This window comes from Streptomyces sp. NPDC005070 (genome assembly GCF_053600395.1).
On sequence record NZ_JBSFZS010000037.1, the window covers coordinates 40,465 to 66,260 of the forward strand.

At 71.2% G+C, this 25,796-nt stretch carries 23 protein-coding genes; 5 read left to right on the plus strand and 18 right to left on the minus strand.

Going from position 1 to position 25,796, the window contains the following annotated elements; genetic code table 11:
• Positions 1-59: 59 nt before the first annotated feature.
• The 3 genes from ACWEBX_RS15115 to ACWEBX_RS15125 are packed head-to-tail and all read right to left on the minus strand — an operon-like array spanning position 60 to position 4,257.
• Positions 60-1,460 (minus strand): acyltransferase family protein, encoded by a 1,401-nt coding sequence (locus ACWEBX_RS15115; RefSeq protein ID WP_451885294.1) that lies wholly within the window; start codon positions 1,458-1,460, stop codon positions 60-62.
• Positions 1,461-3,818 carry a bifunctional polysaccharide deacetylase/glycosyltransferase family 2 protein gene (locus ACWEBX_RS15120; protein ID WP_451885295.1) on the minus strand — a complete coding sequence of 786 codons (2,358 nt, stop codon included), beginning with the start codon at positions 3,816-3,818 and terminating at the stop codon, positions 1,461-1,463.
• Positions 3,819-3,837: 19 nt separating this feature from the next.
• On the minus strand, positions 3,838-4,257 hold the full coding sequence (locus tag ACWEBX_RS15125; protein WP_451885296.1) for a hypothetical protein: 420 nt from the start codon (positions 4,255-4,257) through the stop codon (positions 3,838-3,840).
• Positions 4,258-4,585: 328 nt separating this feature from the next.
• Between ACWEBX_RS15125 and ACWEBX_RS15130 the strand changes: the two genes are divergently transcribed.
• Entirely contained in the window at positions 4,586-5,635 is a 1,050-nt protein-coding gene (locus tag ACWEBX_RS15130; protein ID WP_451885297.1) for a chitinase, read from the plus strand.
• A gap of 20 nt (positions 5,636-5,655) precedes the next feature.
• Here the strand turns inward: ACWEBX_RS15130 and ACWEBX_RS15135 are convergent, their stop codons facing one another.
• From ACWEBX_RS15135 to ACWEBX_RS15150, 4 genes are all read right to left on the minus strand, one after another.
• Positions 5,656-6,255, minus strand: coding sequence for a hypothetical protein (locus ACWEBX_RS15135; RefSeq protein ID WP_451885298.1), 600 nt, complete (start codon positions 6,253-6,255; stop codon positions 5,656-5,658).
• Between the two features lie 7 nt (positions 6,256-6,262).
• Positions 6,263-7,462 (minus strand): cyclic dehypoxanthinyl futalosine synthase, encoded by a 1,200-nt coding sequence (gene mqnC / locus ACWEBX_RS15140; protein WP_361677010.1) that lies wholly within the window; start codon positions 7,460-7,462, stop codon positions 6,263-6,265.
• A gap of 158 nt (positions 7,463-7,620) precedes the next feature.
• Positions 7,621-8,358, minus strand: coding sequence for a prepilin peptidase (locus ACWEBX_RS15145; RefSeq protein ID WP_451885313.1), 738 nt, complete (start codon positions 8,356-8,358; stop codon positions 7,621-7,623).
• A 196-nt stretch (positions 8,359-8,554) separates the two neighbouring features.
• Complete coding sequence (locus ACWEBX_RS15150; protein WP_451885299.1) at positions 8,555-11,584, minus strand: BTAD domain-containing putative transcriptional regulator; 3,030 nt, start codon at positions 11,582-11,584, stop codon at positions 8,555-8,557.
• A 558-nt stretch (positions 11,585-12,142) separates the two neighbouring features.
• Here ACWEBX_RS15150 and ACWEBX_RS15155 point away from each other — a divergent pair.
• From ACWEBX_RS15155 to ACWEBX_RS15170, 4 genes are all read left to right on the plus strand, one after another.
• Complete coding sequence (locus ACWEBX_RS15155) at positions 12,143-12,994, plus strand: helix-turn-helix domain-containing protein (RefSeq protein WP_451885300.1); 852 nt, start codon at positions 12,143-12,145, stop codon at positions 12,992-12,994.
• A 9-nt stretch (positions 12,995-13,003) separates the two neighbouring features.
• Positions 13,004-13,207 (plus strand): DUF397 domain-containing protein, encoded by a 204-nt coding sequence (locus tag ACWEBX_RS15160; RefSeq protein WP_451885314.1) that lies wholly within the window; start codon positions 13,004-13,006, stop codon positions 13,205-13,207.
• A gap of 151 nt (positions 13,208-13,358) precedes the next feature.
• A complete protein-coding gene (locus ACWEBX_RS15165; RefSeq protein WP_451885301.1) occupies positions 13,359-13,502 on the plus strand; it encodes a hypothetical protein in 144 nt (47 codons plus the stop codon).
• A gap of 34 nt (positions 13,503-13,536) precedes the next feature.
• Positions 13,537-13,866: a hypothetical protein gene (locus ACWEBX_RS15170; RefSeq protein WP_451885302.1), complete on the plus strand. Its 330-nt coding sequence runs from the start codon at positions 13,537-13,539 to the stop codon at positions 13,864-13,866.
• A 31-nt stretch (positions 13,867-13,897) separates the two neighbouring features.
• Here the strand turns inward: ACWEBX_RS15170 and ACWEBX_RS15175 are convergent, their stop codons facing one another.
• From ACWEBX_RS15175 to ACWEBX_RS15225, 11 genes are all read right to left on the minus strand, one after another.
• On the minus strand, positions 13,898-14,464 hold the full coding sequence (locus ACWEBX_RS15175) for a Tad domain-containing protein (RefSeq protein WP_451885303.1): 567 nt from the start codon (positions 14,462-14,464) through the stop codon (positions 13,898-13,900).
• Positions 14,461-14,907: a TadE/TadG family type IV pilus assembly protein gene (locus tag ACWEBX_RS15180; RefSeq protein WP_451885304.1), complete on the minus strand. Its 447-nt coding sequence runs from the start codon at positions 14,905-14,907 to the stop codon at positions 14,461-14,463. Before ACWEBX_RS15180 ends, ACWEBX_RS15175 begins: the two co-directional genes overlap by 4 nt.
• Positions 14,904-15,284, minus strand: a complete 381-nt coding sequence (locus tag ACWEBX_RS15185) for a TadE family protein (RefSeq protein WP_451885305.1) — start codon at positions 15,282-15,284, stop codon at positions 14,904-14,906. Before ACWEBX_RS15185 ends, ACWEBX_RS15180 begins: the two co-directional genes overlap by 4 nt.
• 90 nt (positions 15,285-15,374) lie before the next feature.
• Entirely contained in the window at positions 15,375-15,626 is a 252-nt protein-coding gene (locus tag ACWEBX_RS15190; protein WP_351863077.1) for a hypothetical protein, read from the minus strand.
• A gap of 63 nt (positions 15,627-15,689) precedes the next feature.
• Positions 15,690-16,613, minus strand: a complete 924-nt coding sequence (locus ACWEBX_RS15195) for a type II secretion system F family protein (protein WP_451885306.1) — start codon at positions 16,611-16,613, stop codon at positions 15,690-15,692.
• A complete protein-coding gene (locus tag ACWEBX_RS15200; protein ID WP_451885315.1) occupies positions 16,610-17,539 on the minus strand; it encodes a type II secretion system F family protein in 930 nt (309 codons plus the stop codon). Before ACWEBX_RS15200 ends, ACWEBX_RS15195 begins: the two co-directional genes overlap by 4 nt.
• 197 nt (positions 17,540-17,736) lie before the next feature.
• Positions 17,737-19,047 (minus strand): CpaF family protein, encoded by a 1,311-nt coding sequence (locus tag ACWEBX_RS15205; RefSeq protein WP_451885307.1) that lies wholly within the window; start codon positions 19,045-19,047, stop codon positions 17,737-17,739.
• Positions 19,044-19,904 (minus strand): hypothetical protein, encoded by an 861-nt coding sequence (locus tag ACWEBX_RS15210; protein WP_451885308.1) that lies wholly within the window; start codon positions 19,902-19,904, stop codon positions 19,044-19,046. The genes ACWEBX_RS15205 and ACWEBX_RS15210 overlap by 4 nt, the downstream gene beginning before the upstream one ends.
• Positions 19,905-19,924: 20 nt before the next feature.
• Positions 19,925-20,656, minus strand: coding sequence for a hypothetical protein (locus tag ACWEBX_RS15215; protein ID WP_451885309.1), 732 nt, complete (start codon positions 20,654-20,656; stop codon positions 19,925-19,927).
• Between the two features lie 371 nt (positions 20,657-21,027).
• Positions 21,028-21,612: a hypothetical protein gene (locus ACWEBX_RS15220; protein ID WP_451885310.1), complete on the minus strand. Its 585-nt coding sequence runs from the start codon at positions 21,610-21,612 to the stop codon at positions 21,028-21,030.
• Between the two features lie 11 nt (positions 21,613-21,623).
• Positions 21,624-25,796, minus strand: a 4,173-nt coding sequence (locus ACWEBX_RS15225) for a DUF6531 domain-containing protein (protein WP_451885311.1), incomplete at its 5' end; no start/stop codon positions are given.

Below are 25,796 nucleotides of genomic sequence, written 5' to 3' on the forward strand. Positions count from 1 at the left end.
TCGGCTCGTTGGAGACGTCCACACACGGCCAACCGGGGCGAGGTTCACCCTTCGAGCCGCTACGGCAGCAGCCGGGGCCGCTTCCGGGCGGCCACGTCCTCGACCCAGCCGAACAGCGGGATCGCGATCCCGATCAGCACCCAGCCGACGCCGAACATGAACCACTGGCTCTCCAGGGGCAGCCATTTCTCGAAGGCCGGCACGTTCCAGAACCGGTCGATCAGCGGGACGGCCAGGATCAGCGCGATCTCGTGCCAGAGGTAGATCGTCACCGCCCGCCCGTTGAAGACCGTCACCGTGCGGTCGAGCCGCCTGAAGCGGGCCATCCAGGCGAAGTCGACGTCGTAGTAGGCCTTGAAGTACATCAGCGCCGTCACGAAGCCCGCCGACCAGAAGGTCTGGGCGAGGGGTATGTCGTCCAGGTCGTACGTGCCGTACTCCGCCCGGTGCGCGAGGGCGTACCAGCCGCCGTACGCGAGGGCGGCCGCCGAGGCGAGGACCACCACGGCCGGCTTCAGGCGCCGCAGCGCCCCCTCGCGGTGGGCGAAGCCGAGCAGCCAGCAGAAGAGATAGGTGGCGAGGTCCGTGAGGGCGCTGCCGAAGCGGTCGTCCGGCGGCTGCCACGCGTACTGGAGGACCACGATCGGTACGAGCGAGAGGAGCAGCACCGGTACGGGGGCCCTGCGGAAGACGTTCAGGAGCAGAGGCGAGAGCAGCACGAACCAGAGGTACGTCCGCAGGTACCAGAGGATCTCCCAGGCCTGCTCGCCCCACTGGTTGCCCGGAGGGTCGCCGACCGGGACGATCCAGAACACGATCTGCCATCCCGGCATCCAGCCGTGTATCAGCATCGCCACCACGACGAAGAGGCCCCAGAACCAGAACGGCGGCAGCAGTCGCCGCATCCGGCCGCGCACCACCTTGAGCGCTGGGCGCTCCAGGGACTTGGCCATCAGCGTGCCGGCGAGCGCGAACATCACGCCCATCGATGGGAAGACCAGTCCGGCCCAGGCCCAGCCGAAGGTGTGGTACGTGACGACACGGACCAGGGCTACGGCGCGGAGGGCGTCGAAGTAGCGGTCTCGGCCGCCCCCCGCTCCCTTCTTGCGGGAAGGGGACGGGACCGGGTCCGGCTCGGCCGCCGCCGGCTCCGTCTCCGCCGCCACCCCCACCCCCATCGTCTCCGGCTCCGGCTCTGGCTCCGTCAGGACGGGGTCCGCCGGCTCGGGAACGTACGGCCACTGCTCCTCGTACGGCGCCGGCTGCTCGTACGCCAGGCTCTGGTCGTACGCCAGGCTCTGGTCGTACGGGAGCCCTTGCCCGGGGTCGTAGGCGTACCCGCCGTCGTACCCGTACGCGGGGCCGTGACCGTACCCGCCCTCGTACCCGGAGCCGTGCCCGTATCCGTACCCGCCCTCGTACCCCTGCCCCTGCCCCTGCTGCTCCGCGCCCCAGGTCATCTAGCTCACTCCTGCCGGGGTTCCGACCTCGCCCGTGCGTTTGAGCTTCTGCCAGCGGAGGCGGCCGCCGGTCAGGGCCGTGACGCAGGAGTGGATCAGAACCAGGTACATCATCTGGCGGTAGGCGAGTTGCTGCAGCGGCAGCATCGCGAGGTAGCGGTACTTCTCCCGGTCGAGCCGGAACGCATAGGCCGCGCAGATCAGTTGGACCGCGAGGACGGCCAGCCAGGCGAGCAGCGCGGCCCGGAAGGCCACGAAGATCATCGAGTAGACGGTGAACACGTCGATGAGCGGCGCGAAGACCGGCGTGACGATCTGGAAGAGCACCACCAGCGGCATGCCCACGCGCCCGAAGCGGCCCGAAGGACCTTTGTCCGTCAGGGACTTGCGATGCTTCCAGAGCGCCTGCATGGTGCCGTACGACCAGCGGTAGCGCTGCGACCAGAGCTGTTTGAGCGAACCGGGCGCCTCCGTCCAGGCCTTGGCGTGCTCCTGGTAGACGACCCGCCATCCCGCGCGGTGCATGGCGATGGTGATGTCGGTGTCCTCGGCGAGCGTGTCCTCGCTCATGCCGCCGACCTCCAGCACGGCGTCCCGGCGGAACGCGCCGATCGCGCCGGGGATGGTGGGCATGCAGCGCAGCAGGTCGTACATGCGGCGGTCGAGGTTGAAGCCCATCACGTACTCGATGTGCTGCCACGCGCCGATCACGGTGTCGCGGTTGCCGACCTTGGCGTTGCCCGCGACGGCCCCGATCTCCGCGTCGGCGAAGGGCTGCACGAGCTGGTGCACGGCGTCCGGCTCGAAGACCGTGTCGCCGTCCATCATCACGACGATGTCGTGACGGGCGTGCCGGACACCGTTGTTGAGCGCGGCGGGTTTTCCGGCGTTCTCCTGCCGGATGACCCGGACGTTCGGCATGCCGAGCGACTCGGCGATCTCGGACGTGTTGTCCTCGGAACCGTCGTCGACCACGATGATCTCGATCGGATGCGTGCTCTTGGCCAGTGACCTCAGGGTGTTGGCGATGCATTCCTTCTCGTTGTACGCGGGCACGATGACGGTCACCGGCCGGGTGACCGTCGGTCCCCAGCCGAACTTCCCGCCCCGGCCGCCTCTGCGGCTGCGGTTGCGGTTGCGCTGCCGGTAGTGCCGGCGGGCGAGGACCAGCATCATCGCGAACCGGCCCATGACGGCGACGCCGACGACCACCAGGAACCAGGACAGCGCCGGTACGACCCATTCGGCGACCGCCACGGCGTAGACGAGCGCCTTGCCCTCGTAGAGAGTCGCGCCGGTCGCCTCGCGCTGGCCCGCCTGCGCCTCGGCGCTCTCGACGGCACCCGCCGACGGACCGCCGGCCGCGGCGGTGTCCCCGGCCCGGGAACCGCCCTGGCCGGCCGCCGCCCCGGACCCGCTCCGGCCCGCCGCCCCGGACCCGCCCCGGTCGGCGGCGGCGGCCAGGGACGCGGACCTGTTCAGTTCGGCCTGGGCGCCGCTGACCGTGGTGAAGGTGTAGCCCTTCGCCTTCATCTTCTTGATGTACGCGTCGAGCGCCTGGACCGTCTGCGAGCGGTCGCCGCCCGCGTCGTGCATGAGGACGATGGCGCCCTGGTTCTTCTTCGGTGTCGCCCACTGGACGATCTTCGAGACGCCCGGTTTCTTCCAGTCGTCGCTGTCGGTGTCGACGAAGACGCTGGTGTAGCCGAGACTGCCGAGCTCCTTGTAGACGGGCCAGCTGTAGTTGTCGACGGCGCTGATCTCCGAGGAGTACGGGGCACGGAACAGCGTGGTCTGGACTCCGGCCGCGCCGGCGAGGGCCAACTGCGTCTGCTTCAGCTCGCGTTGGAGCCGCGCGGTGCTCTGGTAGGAGAGGTCGACGTGGGTGAAGGTGTGGATGCCGACCTCGTTGCCCTGGTTCACCAGCTTCTTCACCACGTCGGGGTAGCGGGAGACCATCGAACCGACCACGAAGAAGGTGGCGTCGACGTCGTTCTTCGCCAGGACCTTCAGTACTTCGGGCGTCCAGTCGGGGGTCGGCCCGTCGTCGAAGGTGAGCACGACGGTCTTCTCCGGCACGGACTGCGTCTTCGCGGCGCCGTCGGCGAACGTCAGGATGGGGCCGCCGTCGAGGATCTTCTGGGGGACCTTGTCGTAGGCCGCGCCGTCGCGCACCCGGGCGTCGTTGCCGATCTCCGAGCGCAGATAGCCGTCGAGCAGCATGACGCTGATGAGGGCCAGCAGGAGCATCAGGGCGAGGATGACACGGGGTTTCTGCAGCGCCGCGGCCTTCCCGGCGGCCCGCTCCAGTTTGGAGGGGGCCCGCCGACGGCCGCGCGTGGGTGTCGTCGTGGTCATGGGAGTGGGCGCGTCCCCGTCACTCGGCGCCGGTGGACGCGGACGCCCCGGCGGTGGTCGTGGGGGCGGAGGAGGGCGCGGAGCCGGTGGGCGGGCCCGACGGCGGGACGCCGGTGGGCGCCGCGTCCGGCGCGCCGCTCGGGCGGGTACCGGCGCCGGGCCCGCCGTAGGCCCCGCCGGGTGCGGAGCCGGAGCGGCCGCTGCCGAAGGGGAGGAGCGAGGACGGCGTCAGCGAGGTGCCCCAGCCCATGAAGGCCATGCCGAGCACGACGGCGTACCCCAGGCAGACGACGCCGACGAGCATGCCGACTCTGCTCAGCAGGCGGGCACGGCGCCCGGAGCTGTCAACGAACACGGGGCCGGCCTCGGCCCCCCTGCCGCGTTTGCGGCTACGGCCACGCACCTGGACACGGTTTTCGACGGCGGACTCGGATTGCATTCCCCAGACGGTAGGACGCGTTTATGTGCCGGAAACTCCGAGTTCCGTATGAACGGCCCATGAGAGAGGCCCGAGCCTGTACTTTTCCTATGAGAATCGAGAAATGCCCGCGCGACCCGGACCCGATGGATACGGGAGATATGCACCCACCTAAAGCCCGAATCACCCCTTTTGTGCGCACCTCTGCCTGCGATTTCCCCTCACGATCTCCATTCGGCATTCCGTTCCGGATGTGACACATTTCCAGTCGGGGAACGGCTGTTTGTTTTCGATCCGAGACAGACATCACACGAGATCATGAAAGATCACGAGAGTGGGTGCGTGCGGAATGCGGAGTTTCCTGAGGCCGGCCGTGGGGGTCGTCTGTCTGGTGGCCCTGGCCTGTGCGGGGTGCTCCTCGGGCGGCGGTGACGCCTCGGACCGGTCGTCCACGCGGGCCGGCCGGACGACGGCCGCGGCGGCGTCGCCGGAGGCGGGGGCCGGTGCGGCGAAGTCGTCGGCCACCTCGTACGCGCCGTACGTGAGCGCCACGACCGCCGCGGACACCGACTCGGCGGGGTCGCCGACCACGTACAACCTGGCCTTCGTGATCTCGGACGGCAGCGGCTGCACACCGAAGTGGGACGGGATGTACGCCATCGGCGACACGGCGGTGAAGTCCCGGATCTCGGCGCTCGAGAAGTCCGGGGCACGGGTGCGGGTGTCGTTCGGGGGTGCCTCCGGCAAGGAGCTGGCGTCGACGTGCGACAGCGCGAGCGACCTCGCCGCGGCCTATGGCGCGGCCCTGGACGCGGCCGGGTCCACGCAGGCCGACTTCGACGTCGAGGGCGCCCAGTTGAGCGACTCCGACTCGGTCGCGCTGCGCTCCGAGGCCATCGCGCTGCTCCAGAAGAAGCGTCCCGGACTGACGGTGTCGTTCACCCTGCCCGTGATGCCGTCCGGGCTCGACGCCGACGGCTTGGCCCTGCTGGAGTCCGCCAACGACCACTCCGTGGACGTCTCCACGGTCAACATCATGACCATGAACTACGGCAGTTCGTACGCCGGCGACATGGGCGACTACGCGATCACGTCCGCCGAAGCGGCCCACACCCAGTTGAGGAAGGTGTTCGGACTGTCGAGCGCCGACGCCTGGCAGGGGCTGGCGCTCACCTCGATGATCGGCGTCAACGACGTGGACAACGAGACGTTCGGGCTCGCGGACGCCTCGCAGGTACGGGAGTTCGCCGAGAAGAAGGGGGTGGCCTGGGTGTCGATGTGGTCGACGTTCCGCGACAGACAGTGTGAGAAGGGCAGCGCCACGGCGGACGACGCGGCGACCGACTGCAGCGGCGTGAAGCAGGACGCGGGGGCGTTCGCGAAGGCACTCGCGGGCTGAGTCGGCGTCACGTGCCGGGATCAGCGGGCGCGGTACACCAGTCGGCCGCCGATCACGGTCGCCACGCAGGTTCCCGCGCCCTGTCGGACCAGTTCGGCGCGGTCCGCGACGTCGAACACGGCGAACCGGGCCGGACCGCCCGGCACCAGCCCGGGCAGCAGGATCAGCGGGGCCGGGGACAGCGCCGCCGGACCGGGGAGCCGGTCCGGCCGCCGCCCCACCGCGAGGCCGGCCCTCCGCACCGCGTCGACCACGGCTCGCGACCGCAGCTCACCGGCCACCGCCACCGTGCCGTGGGCCAGCATCCGCTGGATCCCGCGCCGCGCGCTCGCGCCGAGGCGTGTGGGATCCGCGCGGAAGATCCGCCGGGCCCGCTCCCCGCCGATGGGCTCGGTACCGAAGCCCTCGGCCTCGCGCGGGTCCGGGTGGTACGTGGCTTCCAGGAGCTCCGGGCCGTACGGGTTCAGCAGACCCGGCGTCAGGATGCCGGGCCAGCGCCGTACCTTCGCGGTCGGGCGCACGGCGACCAGGTCCTCGTACGGGCCGACGGCGGCGACGGCCGCCCCGTCGACCAGGACGGCTGTCTCCGGCGTCCGCTCGGCAACGTGAATCGTCAGCATGGGCGTGTCAGTTGGACGCGAGCAGCTTCAGCTCGGGGTGCGCCGTGCCGCCCTCGATCGCGGTCGAGGAGATGTGGGACATGACGCGCTCGTCGACCGGGTCGTTCGCCGGGTCGTCGTGGACGACGATGTGCTCGTACGTCGTGGTCCGCTGGGCGGGGACACGGTCCGCCTTGCGGATCAGATCGATGATCTCCATGCGGTTGGAGCGGTGCTTGGCGCCGGCGGAGGAGACGACGTTCTCCTCCAGCATGATCGAGCCGAGGTCGTCCGCGCCGTAGTGCAGGGAGAGCTGGCCGACCTCCTTGCCGGTGGTCAGCCAGGAGCCCTGGATGTGGGCGACGTTGTCGAGGAAGAGACGCGCGATCGCGATCATCCGCAGGTACTCGAAGAGCGTCGCCTGCGTGCGGCCCTTCAGGTGATTGTTCTCGGGCTGGTAGGTGTACGGGATGAACGCGCGGAAGCCGCCCGTCCGGTCTTGTACGTCACGGATCATCCGCAGGTGCTCGATGCGCTCGGCGTTGGTCTCGCCGGTGCCCATCAGCATGGTGGACGTCGACTCGACACCCAGGCCGTGCGCGATCTCCATGATCTCCAGCCACCGCTCGCCGCTCTCCTTGAGCGGGGCGATCGCCTTGCGCGGGCGGGCGGGGAGCAGTTCGGCGCCGGCGCCCGCGAACGAGTCGAGACCGGCCGCGTGGATCCGCTGGATGGCCTCCTCGACGCTCACCTTGGAGATCCGGGCCATGTGCTCGACCTCGGACGCGCCGAGGGAGTGGATGACCAGCTCGGGGTACGCGCCCTTGATCGCGGCGAAGTGCTTCTCGTAGTACTCGACGCCGTAGTCCGGGTGGTGCCCGCCCTGGAACATGATCTGCGTCCCGCCGAGCTCGACGGTCTCCGCGCAGCGGCGCAGGATGTCGTCGAGGTCGCGCGTCCAGCCCTTGGCGGTGTCCTTCGGGGCCGCGTAGAACGCGCAGAACTTGCACGCCGTGACGCACACGTTCGTGTAGTTGATGTTGCGCTCGATGATGTACGTCGCGATGTGCTCGGTACCCGCGTACCGGCGGCGGCGTACGGCGTCGGCGGCGGCGCCGAGCGCGTGCAGCGGGGCGTCGCGGTAGAGGACGAGCGCCTCTTCCGGGGTGATCCGCCCACCCGCGGCGGCACGGTCCAGCACGGACTGAAGGTCGGCCTTCTCGGTCACCGGGAGCGTCCCTTTCGTAAGGGTTGTGGACAGACTCAACCACCCTACGCCAGCCCGCCCCACCGGCCGACGCCAGGCCCACCGGCGGCCCCGCGCCGGGCTCACCGGCCGACCGGCGTCAGGCCCATCGGCGCGACCGGCGCCGGCCCGGGTCGGCGTCAGACCGCGAAAGCCCCGATCAGCAGCCCCACGTACGCCCCCGCGATCAGGAACGGGCCGAACGGGATCGACGTCTTGCGCCCCGCGCGCCGGGCGATCACGAGCGCCATCCCGTACAGCGCGCCGAACAGGAACCCGGCGAAGGTGCCGAGGACGACCACGCTCCACCCGTACCAGCCGAGCACCGCGCCGAGGCCGAGGGCGAGTTTCACATCGCCGAAACCCATGCCGTTCGGGTTGATGAGGAACAGCACGAAGTACCCGCCGCCGAGTGCGAGCGACCCGAACAGCGCCGTCGTCCACTCCCCCGCGTGCTCCGGCAGCACGGCGGCCACCCCGAGCAGGACGAGCGCCCCCGCCGCGAGCGGCAGGGTCAGCGCGTCCGGCAGCCGCTGCACCCGGAAGTCCACCACGGCGAGCAGGAGGCCGAGCGGCGTGAGCAGCAGCCAGACGCCGAGCTCCGGACGTGTGCCGGTCGCGAGGGCGAGTCCGGCGCAGAGGAGAGCGGTGACCGGCGAGACGAGGAGGGCGCTGGGGCCGTAGCGGGTTCCGCTCGGGGAACGGGCGAGCCCCAGCCATCCGCGCGCGGCCCCGGTGATCGGCTGCCCTTCCGGACCGCGGTCCCGCCACGGCTCGTCGGGCTCGACGGCGAGGCGGTACGCGGGCCGGGGCACCAGAAGCCCCGCCGCCGCGCCCCAGAACGCGGCGGCGACGACGAGCCAGAGATCGAGATCCACGCGTTCCCCCAAGAGTCCGGTGTACCGGCCGGGCCGACCGGCGGGACCGGTGACGAGCGCCCGGCCGTCGGCCACGGCCACCGACGTCCCCTCCCGGCCGGCGACCGGAGCGACGGCCGAGGCCGGGTGGTGCGTCGCGCCGCCCGGTCGAAAGCAGCCGGTGTGCCGGGCGGGCGCCGGGCCGGGGCCCGAGCGGTCAGCTCACCGCTGCCGTGCCGCCGCGCCAGGTCGGGAGGAGTTCGTCGAGCAGCGCTTCCGTCCGGGGCGGCAGCCCACGCGCCCCGCTGCGGGACACCAGGTCGGCGGCGAGCCGCTTCACCTTGTCCTCGTCCCCCGTCGCGTGCGTCGCGCGCAGCAGCTCGTTCCACAGCCGCTCGTCCGCCGGCGCCGAGTTCATCGACGCGTTCAGCGCCTCGATCGCCTTCTCCGCCCGGCCCTTCTCCAGATGGAACGCGGAGAGCGCGAGGCCGATGTCCGCCACCAGCAGCGGCAGTTGGGCGTCGATGATCTCGTGGGTGAGCCAGCCGTAACGCCCCTCGGGACGGTCGGCGAGCAGCGGGCCGCGGACGAGGACGAGCGCGTCGGTGAGCAGCCGACCGCGCACCACCCGGCTGTCGACGCCCTTGCCCTGCGTCGCCTCGTGGTAGAGGGAGCGCAGCACGTCCAGGTCGGAGACGACGGACTTGGCGAGCGTGAGCCGCCCGGTCGCGTCGGAGCCGAGGCGGGGGGTGCCGTCGGGGTCGTCGCCGAGCCAGCCGCGCAGCCGCTCGACGAGCGCGTCCCGCACGTCGTCGGTGACTCCGCGCGGCCACAGCGCGGAGGAGAGCACGCGTGGGTGCACCCCTTCGCGGTGCAGCAGGAGCAGCGCCAGCGCCTCGTGCAGCAGCGGACTGCGTTCGCCCTCGGGCGTCTCCAGACCGATGATCTCGTACGGGCCCACGAGCCGCGCGTAGACGGCGGGCCGCCCCTGCTCGCTGATGTCGACGAGGAACGGCGGGGAGTCGGTCGGACCGTCGGGCCCGCCCTCCGGGTCCGCCTCGACGAAGAGTTCCACGACCGCCCGCTGCTGGGCGACCGGCAGCATCTGCGCGTCGAGTTCGAGGCCGAGGAGCGGTGCGAGCAGCTTGCCCTCGCGGGTGACCTCCATCTCCCAGGCGGCGCCCGGCAGTTCACCGCTCTCGGTGCCGACGAGGTAGCCGATGCCCAACCGCCCGGCATCTGCCGCCAGTTCGGCGAGCTTGAGGGCGTCGACGGGGGACGGTTCGGCGGCGAGGAGGACGAGGTGCGGGGCCCAACGGGTGTGCTGGGCGGGCCCGGTGCGGCCGGTGAGCACGGAGTCGTGTCCGGCGGCGCCCAGCGCGCCGCGCCGCTGCCGTGTCTCGGCCTCCATGGTCTCGACGAGCGCCTCGATGTCGTCGAGGTGGCGCAGCCGGTTGGGTGCGAGCGGCGTCAGGTCCTCGCCGAAGCCGACGAGGGTGATCGTCATGCGGTCCGACCAGCCGTTGGTGGCCAGTTCGGCGGCGACGGAGGCGAAGACTCCGGCGCGGTCGGCCGCGCTGCCGCTCAGGGAGACGATGCCGGGCACGGCCTCCAGGTTGAGCAGCAGCCGCGAGTCGTCCATGGTGCCGAGGCTGACGAGGCCCGGGTAGGGGGCGGCGGTGTCGACTTCCTCGTACCGCTCGGCGTCCGCCCTTGCCAGCATCCAGAACGTCTGGTCCTGGCCGACCTGCCACGGCGTGGGCGGCTTTCCGGCCGGCTGGGCGAGCTGGAGGTGCAGATCGCCGTCGCCGCCGAGCCAGGCCGCGTAGACGGTCGGCAGCGGGCGCGATTCGGCGGCGAGGGCGGCCGCGAGGCCGCGCAGCGACAGGTCGAGGAGGCGTACGCCCTCGGGGTCGGCGCCGACGAGCAGCGCGTCCTGGGCGTCCGCAGCGGCTCCGGTGGGAACCGGCGGCTCCATGCCCCGGCGTCCGCCGACCGCGCCGAGGGCCGACTGCCACAAGGCCTGGCGGCGGCGCCGGCCGAGGGCTCCGAGGAGGCCCGCGGCGAGGAGGGGCGCGCCGACGAGGGCCTCGGGCAGCCCGAAGGAGGACCCGCTCTCCTCGGAGGCCGACGGCGTGCTCTGTCCGTCGCGCGCGTCCGGGGCGGCTTCGCCGGAGGAGGCGCGGTCGCTCTCCTGGCCCTGGTCGCCGCCGGCCCGCTGCTGGGGAACGCGGAAGTGCGCGGTGTCCCGGTCGCCCTGCTCGCCCTGCCGGCCGACGCCGCCGGCCCGCTGTCCGCCGGCCTGCTGGTGGTCGCCGGTCTTCGCGTAGTCGTGGATCTGCTGCTGGACCTGTTCCGGGATCCCGGGCTTGGCCTCGGGCATCTCGACGAGCTCGCCGCCGTGGGCGTCGCCGGGCATCTCCATGATCCAGCCGGGCCGGATGAGGCTGGCCTCGGACAGCTTGGACCCGTCGGGCTGCGTACGGTCCTTGTTGAGCTCGTAGATCTCCTTGTACCGGCGCCCGTCGCCGAGGTGGCGCTGGGCGATCTCCCAGAGGGAGTCGTGGTGACGGCCCTCGGGGGGCTGGATCCGGTAGTACTTCGTGTCGCCGTGCCGGGTGGAGGAGCCGCCGTCCTGCTGGGAGGCGGCCTGGGCCGCGGCGTCGGCGGCCTGTTCGGCGACGGCGGCGGCTCCCGCGGCGGCCTGCTCCCGCTGCTGCCCGAACAGCGTGCCCGGGGTCTGCTGAGCGGCGGCGACGGAGCCGTGCCGGTTGCCTTCCAGGCTCTGGCCGAGCTGGGAGAGGCCGGGGGTGAAGCTCGCGGCGGCGGCGCCGACGAGCAGGAGTGCCGCGACGAGCTGACGGGCCAGCAACTGGCTCGCCCCGGCGCCCGGTACGCGGTTGGGCAGCCCGACGCCCGACAGCGCGGCCTTCATCTCGACGAGGACGCACGCGGTGAACTGCGCCCACGCCAGCCACACGATGACCGTCAGCACGTGGATGAACGTGCCGACGGTGATCTCCTGCTGGAGCCAGTCCAGCGACGGCGTCCCGTGCGGCAGCGGCCAGCCCACGGCGACCACCAGCGCGCCGGGCACACCGACGAGCAGCACCAGCAGGGCGACGAACGCCCCGAACGCCTTCACGAAGTCCCCGAACGTCCGACGACGCCTGGGCAGGGGCTGCGGCGTCCGATTCCTCGGACCCGGCGAGCCGCCCGTCGAACGGGAGGTGGTGCGTCGCGCCATGGCGGGTGTCCTGGGGTCGTTGGGGGAGGGCGTGAGTTCGGGGGTGAACCGAGCCTACTGAGAGTCTAAGGAGGGTGTCGAAGGCCGGTCGGACGGCATGGACGGCAGACCGCCCGTTTCATCACCAACCGCCCAGGACAACCGAGTTGCCGCTTCACCCTGACTTCCGTCAGCACCGTTGACCCCCTCATACCCTTCACAACATCCGCAAGACGGCCTCCCGCCGGCGGGCCGCGCAGCCCGGACAGGGCCCGGGGAGGGTGTTCGGCGCATCGGTCACGGCCCGGGAAGAGTGTTCGGCGCATCGGTCACGGGGCGAACCGAGCCTCGACGAGCGGGACGATCCCCGGCGGCCGGAACGGCCGGCTCTCCCGACCCGGCCTTGCCTCCGGGAGACCCGCACCCTGTATAGGGAGTGACTTCTCCAGCGAAGGTCGAGGGTGCGCAGAGTGGCCATAACGTCACCGACGGTAGATCCAGCCCCTTAGATCCACGGGGACGGTCGCGTAATCTGCCCCCGAACGAGTCACCTTCATGGCACGCCGAGAGGGGAACCCGATGGCACTGAGGCGTGACGCGACGGCCCGTCAGATGCGTCTGGCGGCGGAATTGCGCCGACTCCGCGGAGCGGCCGGACTCGCATCGCGTGAAGCGGCCACACTGCTCGGAGTGAGCCCCGCACAGATCAGCCAGATCGAGGCCGGCCTCGCGGGCGTGAGCGAGAAGCGATTACGCCGGCTCGCCGCACAGTACGTCTGCACGGACGAGACGTTCGTGGAGGCCCTGGTCGCCATGGCCACCGACCGGACACGCGGGTGGTGGGAGCCGTACCGCGGTCTGCTGCCCACGCCGTTCCTGGACCTCGCCGAGCTGGAGCACTACGCCGCCTTCCTGCGGGACGTCCAGTTCCTCCACGTCCCCGGCCTTCTCCAGACGGAGGAGTACGCACGCGCGGTGTTCTCCTACCGCGTCCCAGAACTCCCGGCGGACGAGGTCGAGTTACGTGTACGGCACCGGATGCAGCGCAAGGCACTCCTCGACGGGCCCGGTCCCAAACGGTACGACGGCGTCGTCCACGAGGCGGCCCTGCGCATCATGGTCGGCAACCGCGCCGCTTCGAGGTCCCAACTCGCCCACGTGCTGGACCTGTCCGAGGCCGAGCACATCACCGTGCGCGTCATCCCCTTCGACCTGGAGGGGTTCGGTGGCGCCGCGAGTGCCATGACCTACGCGGGCGGCCCCGTGCCCAGGCTGGACACCGTCGTACGCGACGCCCCCCAGGGCGCCGCGTTCATCGACTCCGAAGCCCAGCTCAACGCCTATCGCACGCTGTTCCACACGGTCGAGGCGGTGTCGCTGGACGCCGACCGGTCCCGCGACTTCATCCACAGGTTGACGAAGGAGCTGTGAGAGTTGTCCATGAGCACCCCCGCCAACTGGCAGAAGTCGTCCTACTCGGGGCCCGGTGACGGCGACTCCTGCGTCGAGCTCGCCTCCACCCCCGCCGTGCTCCATCTCCGCGAGTCCGACGACCCGGACACCGTCCTCACCACCACCCCTCCCCCCGTCGGCCACCTGCTCCAGGCCATCCGCACCGGAGCGGTGGGCACACCCCGCTCGTGACAACCCCTCGACGACGCCCTGTTCGGCGTTCCGCTCGCAACGATCACCGAGATACGTTCATACGTACGTTCTCCCCCAAATCGGTCTGGCGGCCGACGCGTTCGGCGTGGAGGACGCAACCGTCGCGCCGGGCGATACCCGTACCCTTCGTATGGTGCTGACCCAGACGTACATCCCGGTCCCGGGAACCACCGACCAGGTCGTCCTCGTCTCCGGAGCCGGCCCGGTGCTGGATCTGGCCGAGGCGTTCCACGACATCTTCGACGCGGTGACCGGCACGTTCCTGTTCGTCTGACCGGGACTTCACGACTCGACAAGGGGGAACCGACATGAGTGGTGGCGGCAAGAGCGACCTCGCGCTCCCGCTGAGCGAGCTGGAGGACTACGGCGGGCGGCTGCGGGACATCAAGACCCGGCTGAACCACACCAAGAAGCTCTTCGAGTCGTACCAGGACGACCTGGGCGACCACACCGTCTACGACGCCCTGGACGACTTCGAGTCCGGCTGGGAGGACGGCCGCGAGGACATCGGCCAGGCCCTCGACGCCCTGGCGAAGATGTCCGACGCCGTGGTCCGCGAGTTCAAGAAACTCGACGACGACCTGGCCAAGAACGTCTCCGAGGGAGTGAAGACGGAGAAGAAGGGCGGAGCCAAGTAGTTCGCGACCCCGGCCCGGGCAGGGCCGGGCCTCAGCCCACCTCGTTCTCCGCCACCGCGCGGCCGTGGACGGTCACGTCTCCGCCGTAGAACATGCCCGTGAAGACCGGCGAGTAGGTCAACTGGACCTCCACCTCGACCTGATCGGCGTCCGCGGTCACGCAGCGGGTCGCCGCGATGTCCGCGCCGGACATGCCCATCTCCCGGGCGAACGCCTTCACTCGGGCGCCGCAGTTCTCGAAGTTGATGGGCGCCGGGCCGTTCTGGTTCTCGTAGAGGGAGTCCAGGTCGATGTCCTGGGCCGCGTACCGGGCGGCCTGCTCGGCGATGTCGGCGGCCCGTTCCCGCTTGGAGATGGACATCCCGCCGTCGATGACGAACGCCGAGAGGGAGAGGAAGACCAGCGCGAAGATGATCACCGCGCCGGCCCCCGAGCCCCGGTCGTCGAGCCGCTCCCGGCGCGCGGCGGCCCAGCCGCGCAGCGCGGTGGGCGGCTTCGGGCCCCACCGGGCGGGGCTCGGCTTCGGATCCCGCCGGGCGGGACTCGGCTTCGGGCACGCCCGGCGGGTCCGCTCCCGGAGCGCGGAGTTCAGCTTCATGCCGTCCTCCGGAACGGGTCGAGCGGTGAACTGAAGGACGCCTCCAGGGTGGTGGGCACATCGAGGCCGATCATCGCCAGGCCCCGCACCTCGCAGCTCACCTCGACGGTGAACAGCGTGTCCGGCTCGAAGCCCGCGCTGGTCTGCGTCACGCTCACCGGTCCCGAGCACACGTCCCCGAGGTCGGCCTCGGCCGCCTTCCTCGCCTCGGCCATCGCGGTCGCGTGGTCCTTCTGGATCGAACCAGCCCGCGCGGCGTCCCGGGCGGCGCCGTCCAGCGCGCCGCGGCCGTCGACCAGTTGCCCGAAGGCCACCAGCACCAGAATGAAGAGGATCATCACCGGCGCGAGGATGACCACCTCGATGGTGGACAGTCCCCGGTCGCGCCGATGCCCGGACACGCGGTCCAGGAGGGCGGCGAGCCGGACCTTCGGTCCCGTCACGGCGCCTCCTCCTTCACGAATCTCTCCACCGGGCCGGACGACTGCGCGTGCACCGTCAGGTCCAGGCCCGGGAAGACCGAGGGCACCCTCGCCCTGATCTCGACCCCGACGGTGTTCGGCTCCGGTTGGAGCATCGTCACGTCCGGGGACAGGACCAGCTTCGGGCCGAGCTGGCTGATGTAGCTGTCGACGACGTCACCCGCCTCGCCGCGCCACGCGCCGGGCTGCGCGTCCGCCGTGGCACGGGCCTTGCGGGCGCCCGCCTGGGCCGCCGCCTGGGCGACGTGGTCCGCGAAGAAGTACAGCGCGAACTGCACCGTCGCGAAGATCATGAAGAACAGCACCGGAGTGAGCAGCACGAACTCGATCGCGGTCATGCCGGAGTCACCGCGGGCGGAGGCTGCCTCCACCCTGCGGCGCACCCAGCGTCGTAGCCCTCGGTGTTCGCGCACGCGCATCCCCGCCGCTCAGCAGGTCTTGCCGGCGTCGGCGCCCTTGATGCAGTCGCCGACCTTGTTGGCGCCCTCGCTCAGCGCCGCGTTGATGATGGCCGCGACCACGCCGACGATGGCGACGACGACGGCCGAGATGATGACCCACTCGACCGCGGACGCGCCCCGGTCGAGCTCGCCGGAGCGGGCACGCTGCACCCGGCCCTGGAGGAAGGTGATCAGGAAGTCCACCCCCGGGATCCCGGTGCTGAAGTTCCGTCCGTTCATGGTGAGTTGTCCTCTCGAAGAAAAGTTTTGGCCGACGGGTGGCCCCGCGGGCGCCGCGGTCGATCAGACCTGGAACACACGCATCGCCGCCGGGAAGATCAGGAAGACCAGGAAGCCCGCGCACAGCAGCAGTTGGGCGACGAGCATCGACTGCGACTTCTCGCCCGCGCTGCCCTCGATCTCGGAGAGCTCGCGGTGGCGCATCGTCTCGGCACGCGAGGCGAGCGACTCCCGCACCTTGGCCCCGTCGTCCGCGACCAGCGCCAGGGACGCCGACAGATCCTTCAGCTCCTCGACGCCGAGCTCCTCACCGAGCGAGCCGAGCGCCTGCCACTGGCTGATGCCCGTGATCCGGGCGTCGGCGAGCGCGTTGCGGATGCGCTGCGTGGCCCAGCCGTCGGAGATCTCGGCGGCGGCCATCAGCGCCTCCGGCAGACCGCGGCCGCCGGCCAGGCTCATCGACACCAGGTCGAGATACGCGCCGATCACGCGCCGCAGGTCGCGCCGCTTGTCCACCGCGTCCCGCCGCACCTCCAGATCGGGCAGGAAGAAGAAGACGATCGCGAAGAGCAGCGCGAGCCAGACCGGGATGATCGGACTGCGCCCGACGCCGAGGGTCCAGACGATGGCGAAGAGGAACGGGCCGAAGAAGACACCGGCCGCGGCCAGCAGCACCTTCGTCGCGAGGAACCTCTCCCAACTCCGGTCCAGGACCGCCAGATCGGCACGCAGCGAGCGCTGTTCCCAGCCCTGCTGGAGGTAGAGCTCGGCGACGCGCCGGCCGACCTGCGCGCGCAGGCTGCCGAGGCGTCCGCTGTCCCGCTGTCCGTGGTGCGCGGACTCGTACGCCGCCCCGCGGGCCCGCATGGCGTCGATACGGGCGACCTGCGCGACCGCGCTGCGCCTCGACGGCATGAGGGCGCGGACGGCGGCGTAGACGCCCAGGCCCAGGACGGCGCCGATCAGGATCGGCATGGTCAGGTTCATCGGCGTACCGCCTCATCCCCGGAAACCGGTGTACGGGGCCGCACGAACCGCACGGACGACTCGTCCCGCACCAGGAACCGCTCCGGCGTCTCGATCGTGGACAGCTTGCGCAGCCACCAGAAGCCGAGGCCGAACAGCCCGCAGACGCAGGCGAGTACGAGCTGGCCGACCGCGGTCCCGTACGGCTCGACGAACTCACGGTTGAAGACCGACAGTCCGAGGACGAAGGCGATGGACACCGCGACGACGATCTGCACGGAGCGCCGGGTCGAGGCGCGCTGGGCCATCACGCGCTGCCGCATGTCGACCTCCTCGCGCGCCGACTTGGCCAGTGCGCCCAGCACCTGCCGCAGACCCGGGCCACGCAGCCGGGCGTTGAGGATGAGCGCGGCCACGATGATGTCGGCGGACGCGTCGTCGATCTCGTCGGCCAGCTGCTGCAGGGCCTCGGGGAGCGGTGTCCGGGAACGCAGCCGGTCCACCAGCGCGTCCAGGTGCGGCCGCAGTACGGGGGCGGAGGCGCGCGCCGAGGCCGGGATGGCCTGCTCCAGACCGACCGCGCCCGCGATGGTGTCGCGCAGCGATTCGGTCCAGGACGCCAGCGCCTCCACACGGCGCATCGCCGCCTTCTCCTCGGACGCGCCGCCGAAGAGCTTGTCCCAGAAGAAGACGAGGATGCCGGCCGCGAGACCGGCGACGGCCCAGCGGGTGAGGAGGAGGACGACGAGGCCGGCGATGGCGGCGATCGAACCGCGCTGCCCGGCGAACCGGATCAGCTCGGCCGCGCGCTCGCTCGCCTTCTGCTTCTCGTGTTCGGGCTTGGCGGGCAGTCCGCGTACGGCGACGGTGAACAGCGCGAGGCCGCCGCCGACGGCGATCCCGCACCCGAGGGCGTACAGGACGGGCAGGGAGAACAGTCCGCCCATGGAGCCGAGCGAGTCGAGGGCCGCGAGCGATGTCGTGCCGGAGGTCCCGCCCGGCGCCCCGGCCGTGGACACGGCCACGCTCAGGTGCGGCGCGTCCGTGGTCAGATGCGTCACGGCCTGGTCGAGGTGCGGCAGTGCTGTGTCGAGGTGCGGCACGGCCGGGGCCATCGCCGTCGTCATGTCCTGGGTCATCGTCGTCACCAATTCCCGCTGCCGGGCAGCCGGTAGCCCTGCGCGACGAGTTCGTCGAGGCAGGCGATGGGCGCGTGCGGGACGATCCGGCCGTCCGGGGCCTCGGCGAACACCTCGCTGGACAGCACCCGTCCGTCGACGCCGTTGACCTCGCGTACGGAGGTCACCATGCGCTGGAGGCGGCCGCCGGACTCGTAGTCGTTGCGCCGCTGGATGAAGACCACGAAGTTCACCGCGCCCGCGATGAGCATCTGACTGGCCTCGATGGGCAGTCGCTCGGACGCCTGGAGCGCGTACGTGGAGATGCGGTTGAACACCTCGCTGGAGCTGTTCGCGTGGATCGTGGAGAGCGAGCCGTCGTTGCCCTGCGACATCGCGTTGAGCATCGTCACGATCTCGTCGCCGAGGACCTCGCCGACGATGACCCGCGAGGGGTTCATGCGCAGTGACCGGCGCACCAGTTCGGCCATGGTGATGGAGCCCTGGCCCTCAGAGTTGGGCAGCCGCTCCTCGAACGCCACGACGTTCGGGTGCAGTTCGGCGAACGTGTCGAGGCCGAGTTCCAGCGCTCGCTCGACGGTGATGAGCCGCTCGTGCGGCGGGATCTCGTTGGCGAGTGCGCGCAGCAGTGTCGTCTTGCCGGCGTTGGTGGCGCCCGCGATCATGATGTTCTGGCGGGCCCGGACGGCGCAGGCGAGGAAGTGCGCGACCTCGGGGGTCAGGGTGCCGTTGCCCACGAGGTCGGACATGAAGACCTTGCCCAGGCGCGCACGGCGGATCGACAGGGCGGGCCTGCGGGTCACGTCCATGACGGCGGAGAGCCGGGAACCGTCCGGCAGCCGCAGGTCGAGCTGCGGGTTCGCGGAGTCGAAGGGACGGGACGACAGACCCGAGTAGGCGCCGAGGACCTGGATCAGCTCGATGAGCTCCTCGTCGGTCTCGGCGACGGGGTCCCCCTTGGTCTCCCGGCCGTCGGCGTAGCCGATGAAGACCTCGTCGCACCCGTTGATGTCGATGTTCTCGACTTCCGGGTCGTCGAGGAGCGGCTGGAGACGGCCCACGCCGAAGAGCGCGGCGTGGACGGCGGCCGCGTACTGCTCCTCGGTCTCCGCGTCGAGCGGGGTCCGGCCGAGGTTGATCTCGGTACGGGCATGGTCCTCGAGGATCTGGGCGATGACGGCGCGGGCGTAGTGCCGTTCGTCCTCGCTGGACATCGGGGTGACGCCGCGGACCTGGTCCTCGCGGCGCTGTTCGGAGATGCGGTCGCCGGCGTCCTGCCGGAACCGCTTGACGAGCTGGTGGTCGACGGCGGTCATCGGCCGGCTCCGGCGGCGGGCTGGCCGTGACCGGCGTTCGGTCCGTCGGCGGGTACGGACCAGGCGGCGCCGTACTGCTGATACAGATCCGCGGTCACCTTGCGGGCCGAGCGGATGAGCAGCGACTTGTCGAGGCGTCCGCGGCGGCGTCCGGCCAACTGGGCCGCGCCCGCGGGGTCGTCGGCGATGGTGCCGACGACACTGGCTCCGGTCTGGGCCGCCACGAGCATGTCGTTGACCTGGTGGACGAGCTTGGCCGAGTCACCCGGGTCGGCGACGAGGACGACGCCGATGAACGGGGTGGCGAGTCCGCCGGCGCCGCGCGGTCCGCCGTGCAGCTTCGCGGAGAGGGCGGCGGCCCGGTCGCGGACGCGGGCGATGGCCTCGGGCTCGGTCCGGGAGAGCAGGAGCACCAGGGCGGCGTGCGGGAACAGTTCGGCCGCCGGGGTGTCCCCGCTGATCCGGCCGCAGTCGGCGATGACGTCGGCGGGCGCGTTCGGGGAGTCGGCGAGCTGTGCGAACGCCCGGCCCAGGGTGGGCCAGAGTCCGGCGAGACCGGCGGCCTGCTCGGCGATCCCGAGTCCGACGAGGACGTCGAGTCCGCCGCTCAGCGGCTGTACGTGGTCCCAGAGCTGGTCGGGCACGAGACCGCGCCGGGCGGTCGCCGCGATCGACAGCATGCCGGTGTTCGGGTTCAGCGGGCCGCCGTGGGCCGCCGCGCTCCGGTAAACGAGGTCGCCGCCGGCCGGGTCGGTCTCGGCGAGCAGGACCCTGCGGGGCCAGACCGCCGCGAGCGCGACCGCTGCGGTGGTGACTCCCGGGGAACCCTTGTCTGCGGCGAGGGCGATGAGCGCCATGTCTGTCTACTCACTCGCCTCTAGTTGCCGGGGACGATGACGAGGGCGACCTGACCCGCCGAGGCCGCGGCGGTGACGGAGGCCGCCTGACCGTTGTCCACCATCAGGGTGACGGGCAGATTGGTGCTGCTGATCGTGCTGTCCGTGTCGCTCTTGACCGAAATGACCTTCGCCTGCTCGACGATGGGCGCGGCGTCCGCGCTCGACGAGCCGGCACCGGAGGAGTTGGACGAACCCGACGAGCGGCTGCCGCTGGTTCCGGTGTCGCCGACGCGGTAGACGGCAACCGTGTCACCGGACTTGATGCCCGCGGGGTACTGGCCCTCCTTGAGGGAGACACCCACGGAGGCCTTGCCGGTGGGAACCTCGGCACCCTCGGCGAACATGTCGCCGATGACCACGGTCCCCTTGTAGATCGGGGACTTGGCCTTGAGCTTCTTGAGCTCGGCGAGCTGGTTCCACTTGACGTAGTGGATGGAGGTGTCGTCCGCGACCAGGACGGAGATCACGTGATCGCCCACGGACTCACCCGCCTGGATGTCGCTCGTCACCTTCACGACCTCGACACGGTCACCGGCGCGCAGCACCAGCATGGTGGCGCCGAGCGCGCCGACGAGGACGAGGAGCACCGCGAGAGCGGCCAGCGCCGGTTTGCGCTCGCGAGGCGGGGCGGGAAGCCGCTCGCCCATCGCCGGCTGGGCCGACGTGGCGGAACGGTTGCCGCCCGCCCCCGTACGCTCTTGGATCCTCACGCGACCGCTCCCCGTACACCCAAGAAAATGTCTGTCAATTCACGAGCCAAGTAGGACACTTCACCCCCGATCCCCTTTACGGGACGGACCGTGCGACCTGGTCGAACTTCCGGCGCCGGGGCGAGTGTCAAGCCATGGCACCGTATCAGTCGCACATAAGCCCCTCAAGGCGCGTCAAGACCCCTGAAGCGCACCCGACTCGACGTTATCGACGCGCAACGACGCTGGTTCGGTTCCGTGTTGAGCGCGGCGCCCGACCTGTCCGTCATCTGTGCGCCAGCGAATCACCACCACCGGCCGGGACTTCCGTCACGGGCCGTGCACGAGGCCTGCACGAGGTGCTCACGGACGCGGCGGGTGGGGAACCGGGCTCAGAACCCCCAGGGACTGGGATGCGGCCTGACATCCGGGTCCTCCGACCAGACCAGGCGGGCCTCCAGGTCGTCCCCGAGGAGCTCGGTCAGACGGTCGACGGCCCAGGCGTTCCACTGCACGCCGACGGGGAACTGCGGCACGCGGAAGGAGGGCAGGGCCAGCGGGAGGGCGTCCGGGCGGAAGACGGTCTTCTGCATCTCGCCGGTCGCCTTCTTCGGCTGCGACGAGGCGCGGGTGTCCACACAGTCGACGACCTGGTCCACGAGGTGGAGCAGGTAGGCGTCCGCGGGCGCCCCTTCGACGCGGACCGGCAGCAGGCTGCCCGACTTCTCCAGATCCTCCCGCAGCCGGTCCGCGAGCCCGCCCGCGAGGATCGGAGCGCCGGGATAGTCGGACGCGAACTCGGCCTCCCGGGCCTTCGGATCACCCGTCCACTCCGCCGCGAACACGGTGGGCCGCGGCGCCCGGTCGCCCTGGAACTGCCAGCGCTTGAGATCGATGAGCGAGTCGTCCAGACGCAGGGTGCGCAGATTCCGGGCGCTCGGCATGAGCCGGTACACGGCCAGGGGTTCGGAGTTCATGAAGGACATCATCACGCCGTCCAGTAGGCGGTGCTCGGCACCGCGGTGGTGACGCCGGACAGCTCGGACTCGATCTGCCGGCCGATGCTGCGCAGTTCCCGCCGGAGCGTCGTGCGGATGGCGCGGTCCCCGAAGCCCCGGGCGACGCGGTCCGCGACGACGTTGTGCAGGTGGGCGTCGAGGCGGCCGAGGAACCGGTTGCTGTGCGTGAAGTTGTGCGGCCTCGGATGCCCCAGCGGGATGCCGTTCGCCGCGTCGTTGATGTCGACCTTGTACTTGGCCAGGAGTCCCCGCATCCGGGGTCCGCCGCCGCGCGAGAACCCGGAGGGGACGATGTGGGCGGCCGCCTGGCCGGGTCCCACCGCGCGGCCCTCCTTCGCCATGTTCTCGCCGAGAATCTTGGAGCACTGCTTCAGGCCGAGATAGTCGGACCACAGCAGCGGGTTGACGACGTAGCGGCGTGGGTTGGGCCCGGCGTCCATGCCCAGCGGATCGGGGCTGAGGTAGGCGGCCGACGCCGGGTCGTAGTACCGGAAGCAGTTGTGGTGCAGCCCCGTCTCGGCGTCGTGGTACTGGCCGGGAAAGCGTAGCGGGGTGGACGCGCCCGAGCCCGGCGCCGTGCGTGACCCCGGGTCGGGGAAGGTGCCCAGCCCCCACAGTGTGGTGTCGCCGCGCCAGACGATCACACCGGTCTCGTCGACGAGTTCGGTCGGGGTGCCGACCAGGTCCGTGACGATGGCGAAGAACCGTTCGTCGACGACGTCCTGGGGCGCTCCCGCCAAGGTGGTGCGCTCCGTCTGGGTCAAGGGGCGGGTGTCGTCGCGCTCCCAGGTGAGCGTCGTCTCGTGGTCGGCTCCCCCGTCCGTGCCGTGCACCCTGCTGGTCTGCTCGACGAGATGCGGGCCGTCCCACACGAAGCGCGTCTCCTCGGCGACCGTGACCCCGTCCGCCGCGAGCCGCCGCTTGGCCACCCGGCGGCCGAGCGCGTCGTGGAGATAGCGCCAGCGCGTGCCGTCCGGCGTGGCGACGCCGACGAGCCGGTCCTCCGCGTCCCAGGAGTAGCGCCAGATGTCCGGCTTGCGCGACAGCCTGGTGCGGCGGCGCAGGATCACGCGGCCGGCGTCGTCGTACTCGTAGTGGACGGAACCGGCACCGACGAGGCGGTTGCCCGCGTAGGCACGCGCGCCCCGCGCCTCGGGCTGATCGCGGTACGCGGGCCAGTCCGCGCTGGTCACATTGCCCGTCCCGTCGTAGGCGTACGACTCGGTCCAGTCGGCGGCGCGCACCGCGGTCACCTGGCCCAGGACATCGAGGTCGAAGGTGCGCCGGCCCGCGGCCGGGTCGTCGACCCCGGTCAGGTTCCCGTCCGCGCGGTAGGTGTACGTCCGGCGGGCCGGCGGGCGGGAGGAGCGGGTGTCCTCCAGCGTCTGGGAGCCGAGGCGGTCCCCGGTGTCCCACGCGAAACCGAGGGTGAGGCCCTGCCCGAACGCCCGGACCGTCTCGCGGCCCGCGGCGTCGTACGAGGAGGTCAGGACGTGTCCCATGGCGCTGAGCGCCGTCCGGTTCCCCGCGGCGTCGTAGGTGTACGTCGTCGTGGCACCGGCCGGTGTGACGCGGCGGACCGGCCGCCCCGCGGCGTCGTACGACGTGGCGAGCTCCCGTCCGTCCACCGCCTCTCCGGCGATGCGCCCGGCCTCGTCGTAGCGGAGCGTCAGGGTGGCGTCGGAGCCCGCGGCCCGCAGCAGACGGCCGCCGGGCGTGTGCGTGAACACCGTGGTCCGGCCGTCCACGGTCTTCTCGACCTGGTTGCCCACCGCGTCGTAGGCGAAGGTGGTGCTCTGCCCCAGCGGGTTCGTCCGGCCGGTGAGCCGGCGCGCGGCGTCGTAGGCGTAGCGGACGGTCCGCCCGTCGAAGTCGGTCTCGGACGTCGGGCTGCCCACCGCGTCGTAGGTGTAGTCCCAGGTCAGCCCCCGCGGATCGGTGACCTGGCAGAGGCGCAGCTCGCTGTCGTGGCGGAAGGCGTACCGCGCGCCGTCCGGTGTCGTGCGCGCGGTCAGCAGATCGAAGGCGCCGTACTCGAACCGGGTGACCCGGCCCAGCGCGTCGGTGTGCGTGAGCCGGTTCCCCTCGCCGTCGTACGTCCATGCCTCGGTCGACCCGTCCGGGCCCGTCCGGGCGGCGAGGTGTCCCTCCACGGTCCATTCCTGGCGGGTCACCTCCCCGACGGGGTCGACAACGGCGGTGACCCGCCCGAAGGCGTCGTACCCGAACCGGGTCTCCGCCCCCAGCGCGTCGGTCGCGGAAACGATCTGTCCTGCGGGGTTGTTGACGAACCGCTGGACGGCCCCGAGCGGATCGGTCACGGAGGTGACGGCGCCGGTGCGGTCCCGGGTGAACTCCGTGGTCGTCCCGTCGGTGTCGGTGAGCGACGTGCAGTTGCCCCGCTCGTCCCACGCCTGTCGTACGACCGTGCCGTCGTATCCCGTGAGCTCGACGGTCAGGCCCAGCGCGTTGTGTCGGGCCGCGGACGCCGACCCGTCGGGCAGCCGGACTTCGGCGAGCCGGCCGAAGTCGTCCCACTCCATACGCGTGACCTGCCCCAACTGGTCGGTGCGTGACGTCGGTTGATCTCGCCGGTTCCATTCGTGGAACACGGTGTGACCCAGCGCGTCGGTCTCGGCGATCAGTTGGTAGGCGTCGTTGAACTGATAGGCGGTCGTGTGCCCGAGGGAGCTGACGGCGCGGGTCAGATGCCTCTCGTCGTCGTAGTCGAAGGTGTAGTCGAGGATTCCGTGCACACCGTGGACGGCGACACAGCGGCCTCCCTCGTCGTACGTGTACCGGTACCAGGCTCCGTTGCCGTCCTCCCAGCCGGTGAGACGGCCGCGGTCGTCGTAGGCCAGTCTCAGAGGCCGGTCCGAGGAGTCGCGGACCTCGGTGAGACGACCGTGCGTGTCGTAGCCGTAGGTCATCAGGGTCGGCCGCGCGGGGTCGCTGAGCAGGGTCAGGTTCACGACCCGCCCCGACTCGCAGGTCACACCGATGCGGTAACCGCCCTGGTGGGCGATCTCGGCCGGGCTGCCGTCGGCGGCGTACTCGACGGTGATCGTGTTGTCGTTCCGGTCACCGATCACGGCGAGGGGCAGTTCCCGCGGCGGCCGGCCCTGCCGGGGCCGGAAACTCAGCGTGCGTCCCGTCTCCGGCTGGCTCACCACGAGGGTTCCTCCGGGGCCGCCGTCCCAGCTCAGCGGCCAGTGCGGGCCCTCCACGGGCAGGACGGGCACGTCCGGTTCCGGCACGGGGTAGGTGAGGATCACGCCGTCGGCGGCGAAGAACCGCACGCCCGTGGCGTCGAGGACCAGTCGCTGGTCGAGCGTGGAGGTCCAGGCCCGCCCGAAGTGACGGCCGCCGGTCAGACCGGTGCGGTGGTGGCGCTCCAGCACCAGGGGCAGTACGCCGTCCAGGGCCACGTCCGTCTCGGACATCACCATCTGGCCCGTCGCCATGTCGATGGGATCGCCGCAGGTGAAGAGCTTCTTCATCGGGCGCCCCAGAGAGCGTGCGCTCTTGCCGAACCCCTTGGCCCCCAACGCCATGCCCTTGAGCCCGGTCTTGCCGAGGCCTTTCAGACCCTTGAGCCCCTTGGCGAGCTTGCCGAGGCTGGTGAGACCCTTGCCGCCCGGTATGCAGTCCAGCGCGGCGAAGGCCACATCCCAGAGGGACGCCTGGCCCTTGGAGTACTTGTACAGCGTGTCGGCGAGGACGACGAGCGCGGCGATCAGCACGATCGCGCCGAGGATCGGCCCTCCGATGATCATCGCGATGATGCCCACCACGGCCACGACGACCTTGCACACCGTGACGATGGTGTCCCAGTTGTCGGAGAACCAGTCCCCGACCTCCTCCCACCACTTCCGGTTATGGATACCGGCGTCCGACGCCTCGTCGATCTTCGACTTCGCGTCCCGCGCCGCCTCCTCCCGCATCTTGCGGGCATCCGCCGCCATCTTCTTCGCCGCGTCCAGCGCACCGTTCGCGTCCGTCACATCCGACTGAGCGCTGGTCTGCGCCGACTTGGCATGCTGCGCGTCCCGCGTCGCCGCCCGCACCGTCGCCTCGTCCGGCTTCTCGGTGTCCTTCGCCCCGGTCGGATCGTCCTTGTACTTGTCCGCTTCCTTGTTCGC

Coding starts and splice junctions, on each gene's coding strand:
- ACWEBX_RS15115 (WP_451885294.1), bottom strand. CDS start 1,460: ATGACCTGGGGCGCGGAGCAGCAGGGGCAGGGGCAGGGGTACGAGGGC.
- ACWEBX_RS15120 (WP_451885295.1), bottom strand. CDS start 3,818: ATGACCACGACGACACCCACGCGCGGCCGTCGGCGGGCCCCCTCCAAA.
- ACWEBX_RS15125 (WP_451885296.1), bottom strand. CDS start 4,257: ATGCAATCCGAGTCCGCCGTCGAAAACCGTGTCCAGGTGCGTGGCCGT.
- ACWEBX_RS15130 (WP_451885297.1), top strand. CDS start 4,586: ATGCGGAGTTTCCTGAGGCCGGCCGTGGGGGTCGTCTGTCTGGTGGCC.
- ACWEBX_RS15135 (WP_451885298.1), bottom strand. CDS start 6,255: ATGCTGACGATTCACGTTGCCGAGCGGACGCCGGAGACAGCCGTCCTG.
- ACWEBX_RS15150 (WP_451885299.1), bottom strand. CDS start 11,584: ATGGCGCGACGCACCACCTCCCGTTCGACGGGCGGCTCGCCGGGTCCG.
- ACWEBX_RS15155 (WP_451885300.1), top strand. CDS start 12,143: ATGGCACTGAGGCGTGACGCGACGGCCCGTCAGATGCGTCTGGCGGCG.
- ACWEBX_RS15160 (WP_451885314.1), top strand. CDS start 13,004: ATGAGCACCCCCGCCAACTGGCAGAAGTCGTCCTACTCGGGGCCCGGT.
- ACWEBX_RS15165 (WP_451885301.1), top strand. CDS start 13,359: ATGGTGCTGACCCAGACGTACATCCCGGTCCCGGGAACCACCGACCAG.
- ACWEBX_RS15170 (WP_451885302.1), top strand. CDS start 13,537: ATGAGTGGTGGCGGCAAGAGCGACCTCGCGCTCCCGCTGAGCGAGCTG.
- ACWEBX_RS15175 (WP_451885303.1), bottom strand. CDS start 14,464: ATGAAGCTGAACTCCGCGCTCCGGGAGCGGACCCGCCGGGCGTGCCCG.
- ACWEBX_RS15185 (WP_451885305.1), bottom strand. CDS start 15,284: ATGACCGCGATCGAGTTCGTGCTGCTCACTCCGGTGCTGTTCTTCATG.
- ACWEBX_RS15190 (WP_351863077.1), bottom strand. CDS start 15,626: ATGAACGGACGGAACTTCAGCACCGGGATCCCGGGGGTGGACTTCCTG.
- ACWEBX_RS15195 (WP_451885306.1), bottom strand. CDS start 16,613: ATGAACCTGACCATGCCGATCCTGATCGGCGCCGTCCTGGGCCTGGGC.
- ACWEBX_RS15200 (WP_451885315.1), bottom strand. CDS start 17,539: ATGGGCGGACTGTTCTCCCTGCCCGTCCTGTACGCCCTCGGGTGCGGG.
- ACWEBX_RS15205 (WP_451885307.1), bottom strand. CDS start 19,047: ATGACCGCCGTCGACCACCAGCTCGTCAAGCGGTTCCGGCAGGACGCC.
- ACWEBX_RS15210 (WP_451885308.1), bottom strand. CDS start 19,904: ATGGCGCTCATCGCCCTCGCCGCAGACAAGGGTTCCCCGGGAGTCACC.
- ACWEBX_RS15220 (WP_451885310.1), bottom strand. CDS start 21,612: ATGAACTCCGAACCCCTGGCCGTGTACCGGCTCATGCCGAGCGCCCGG.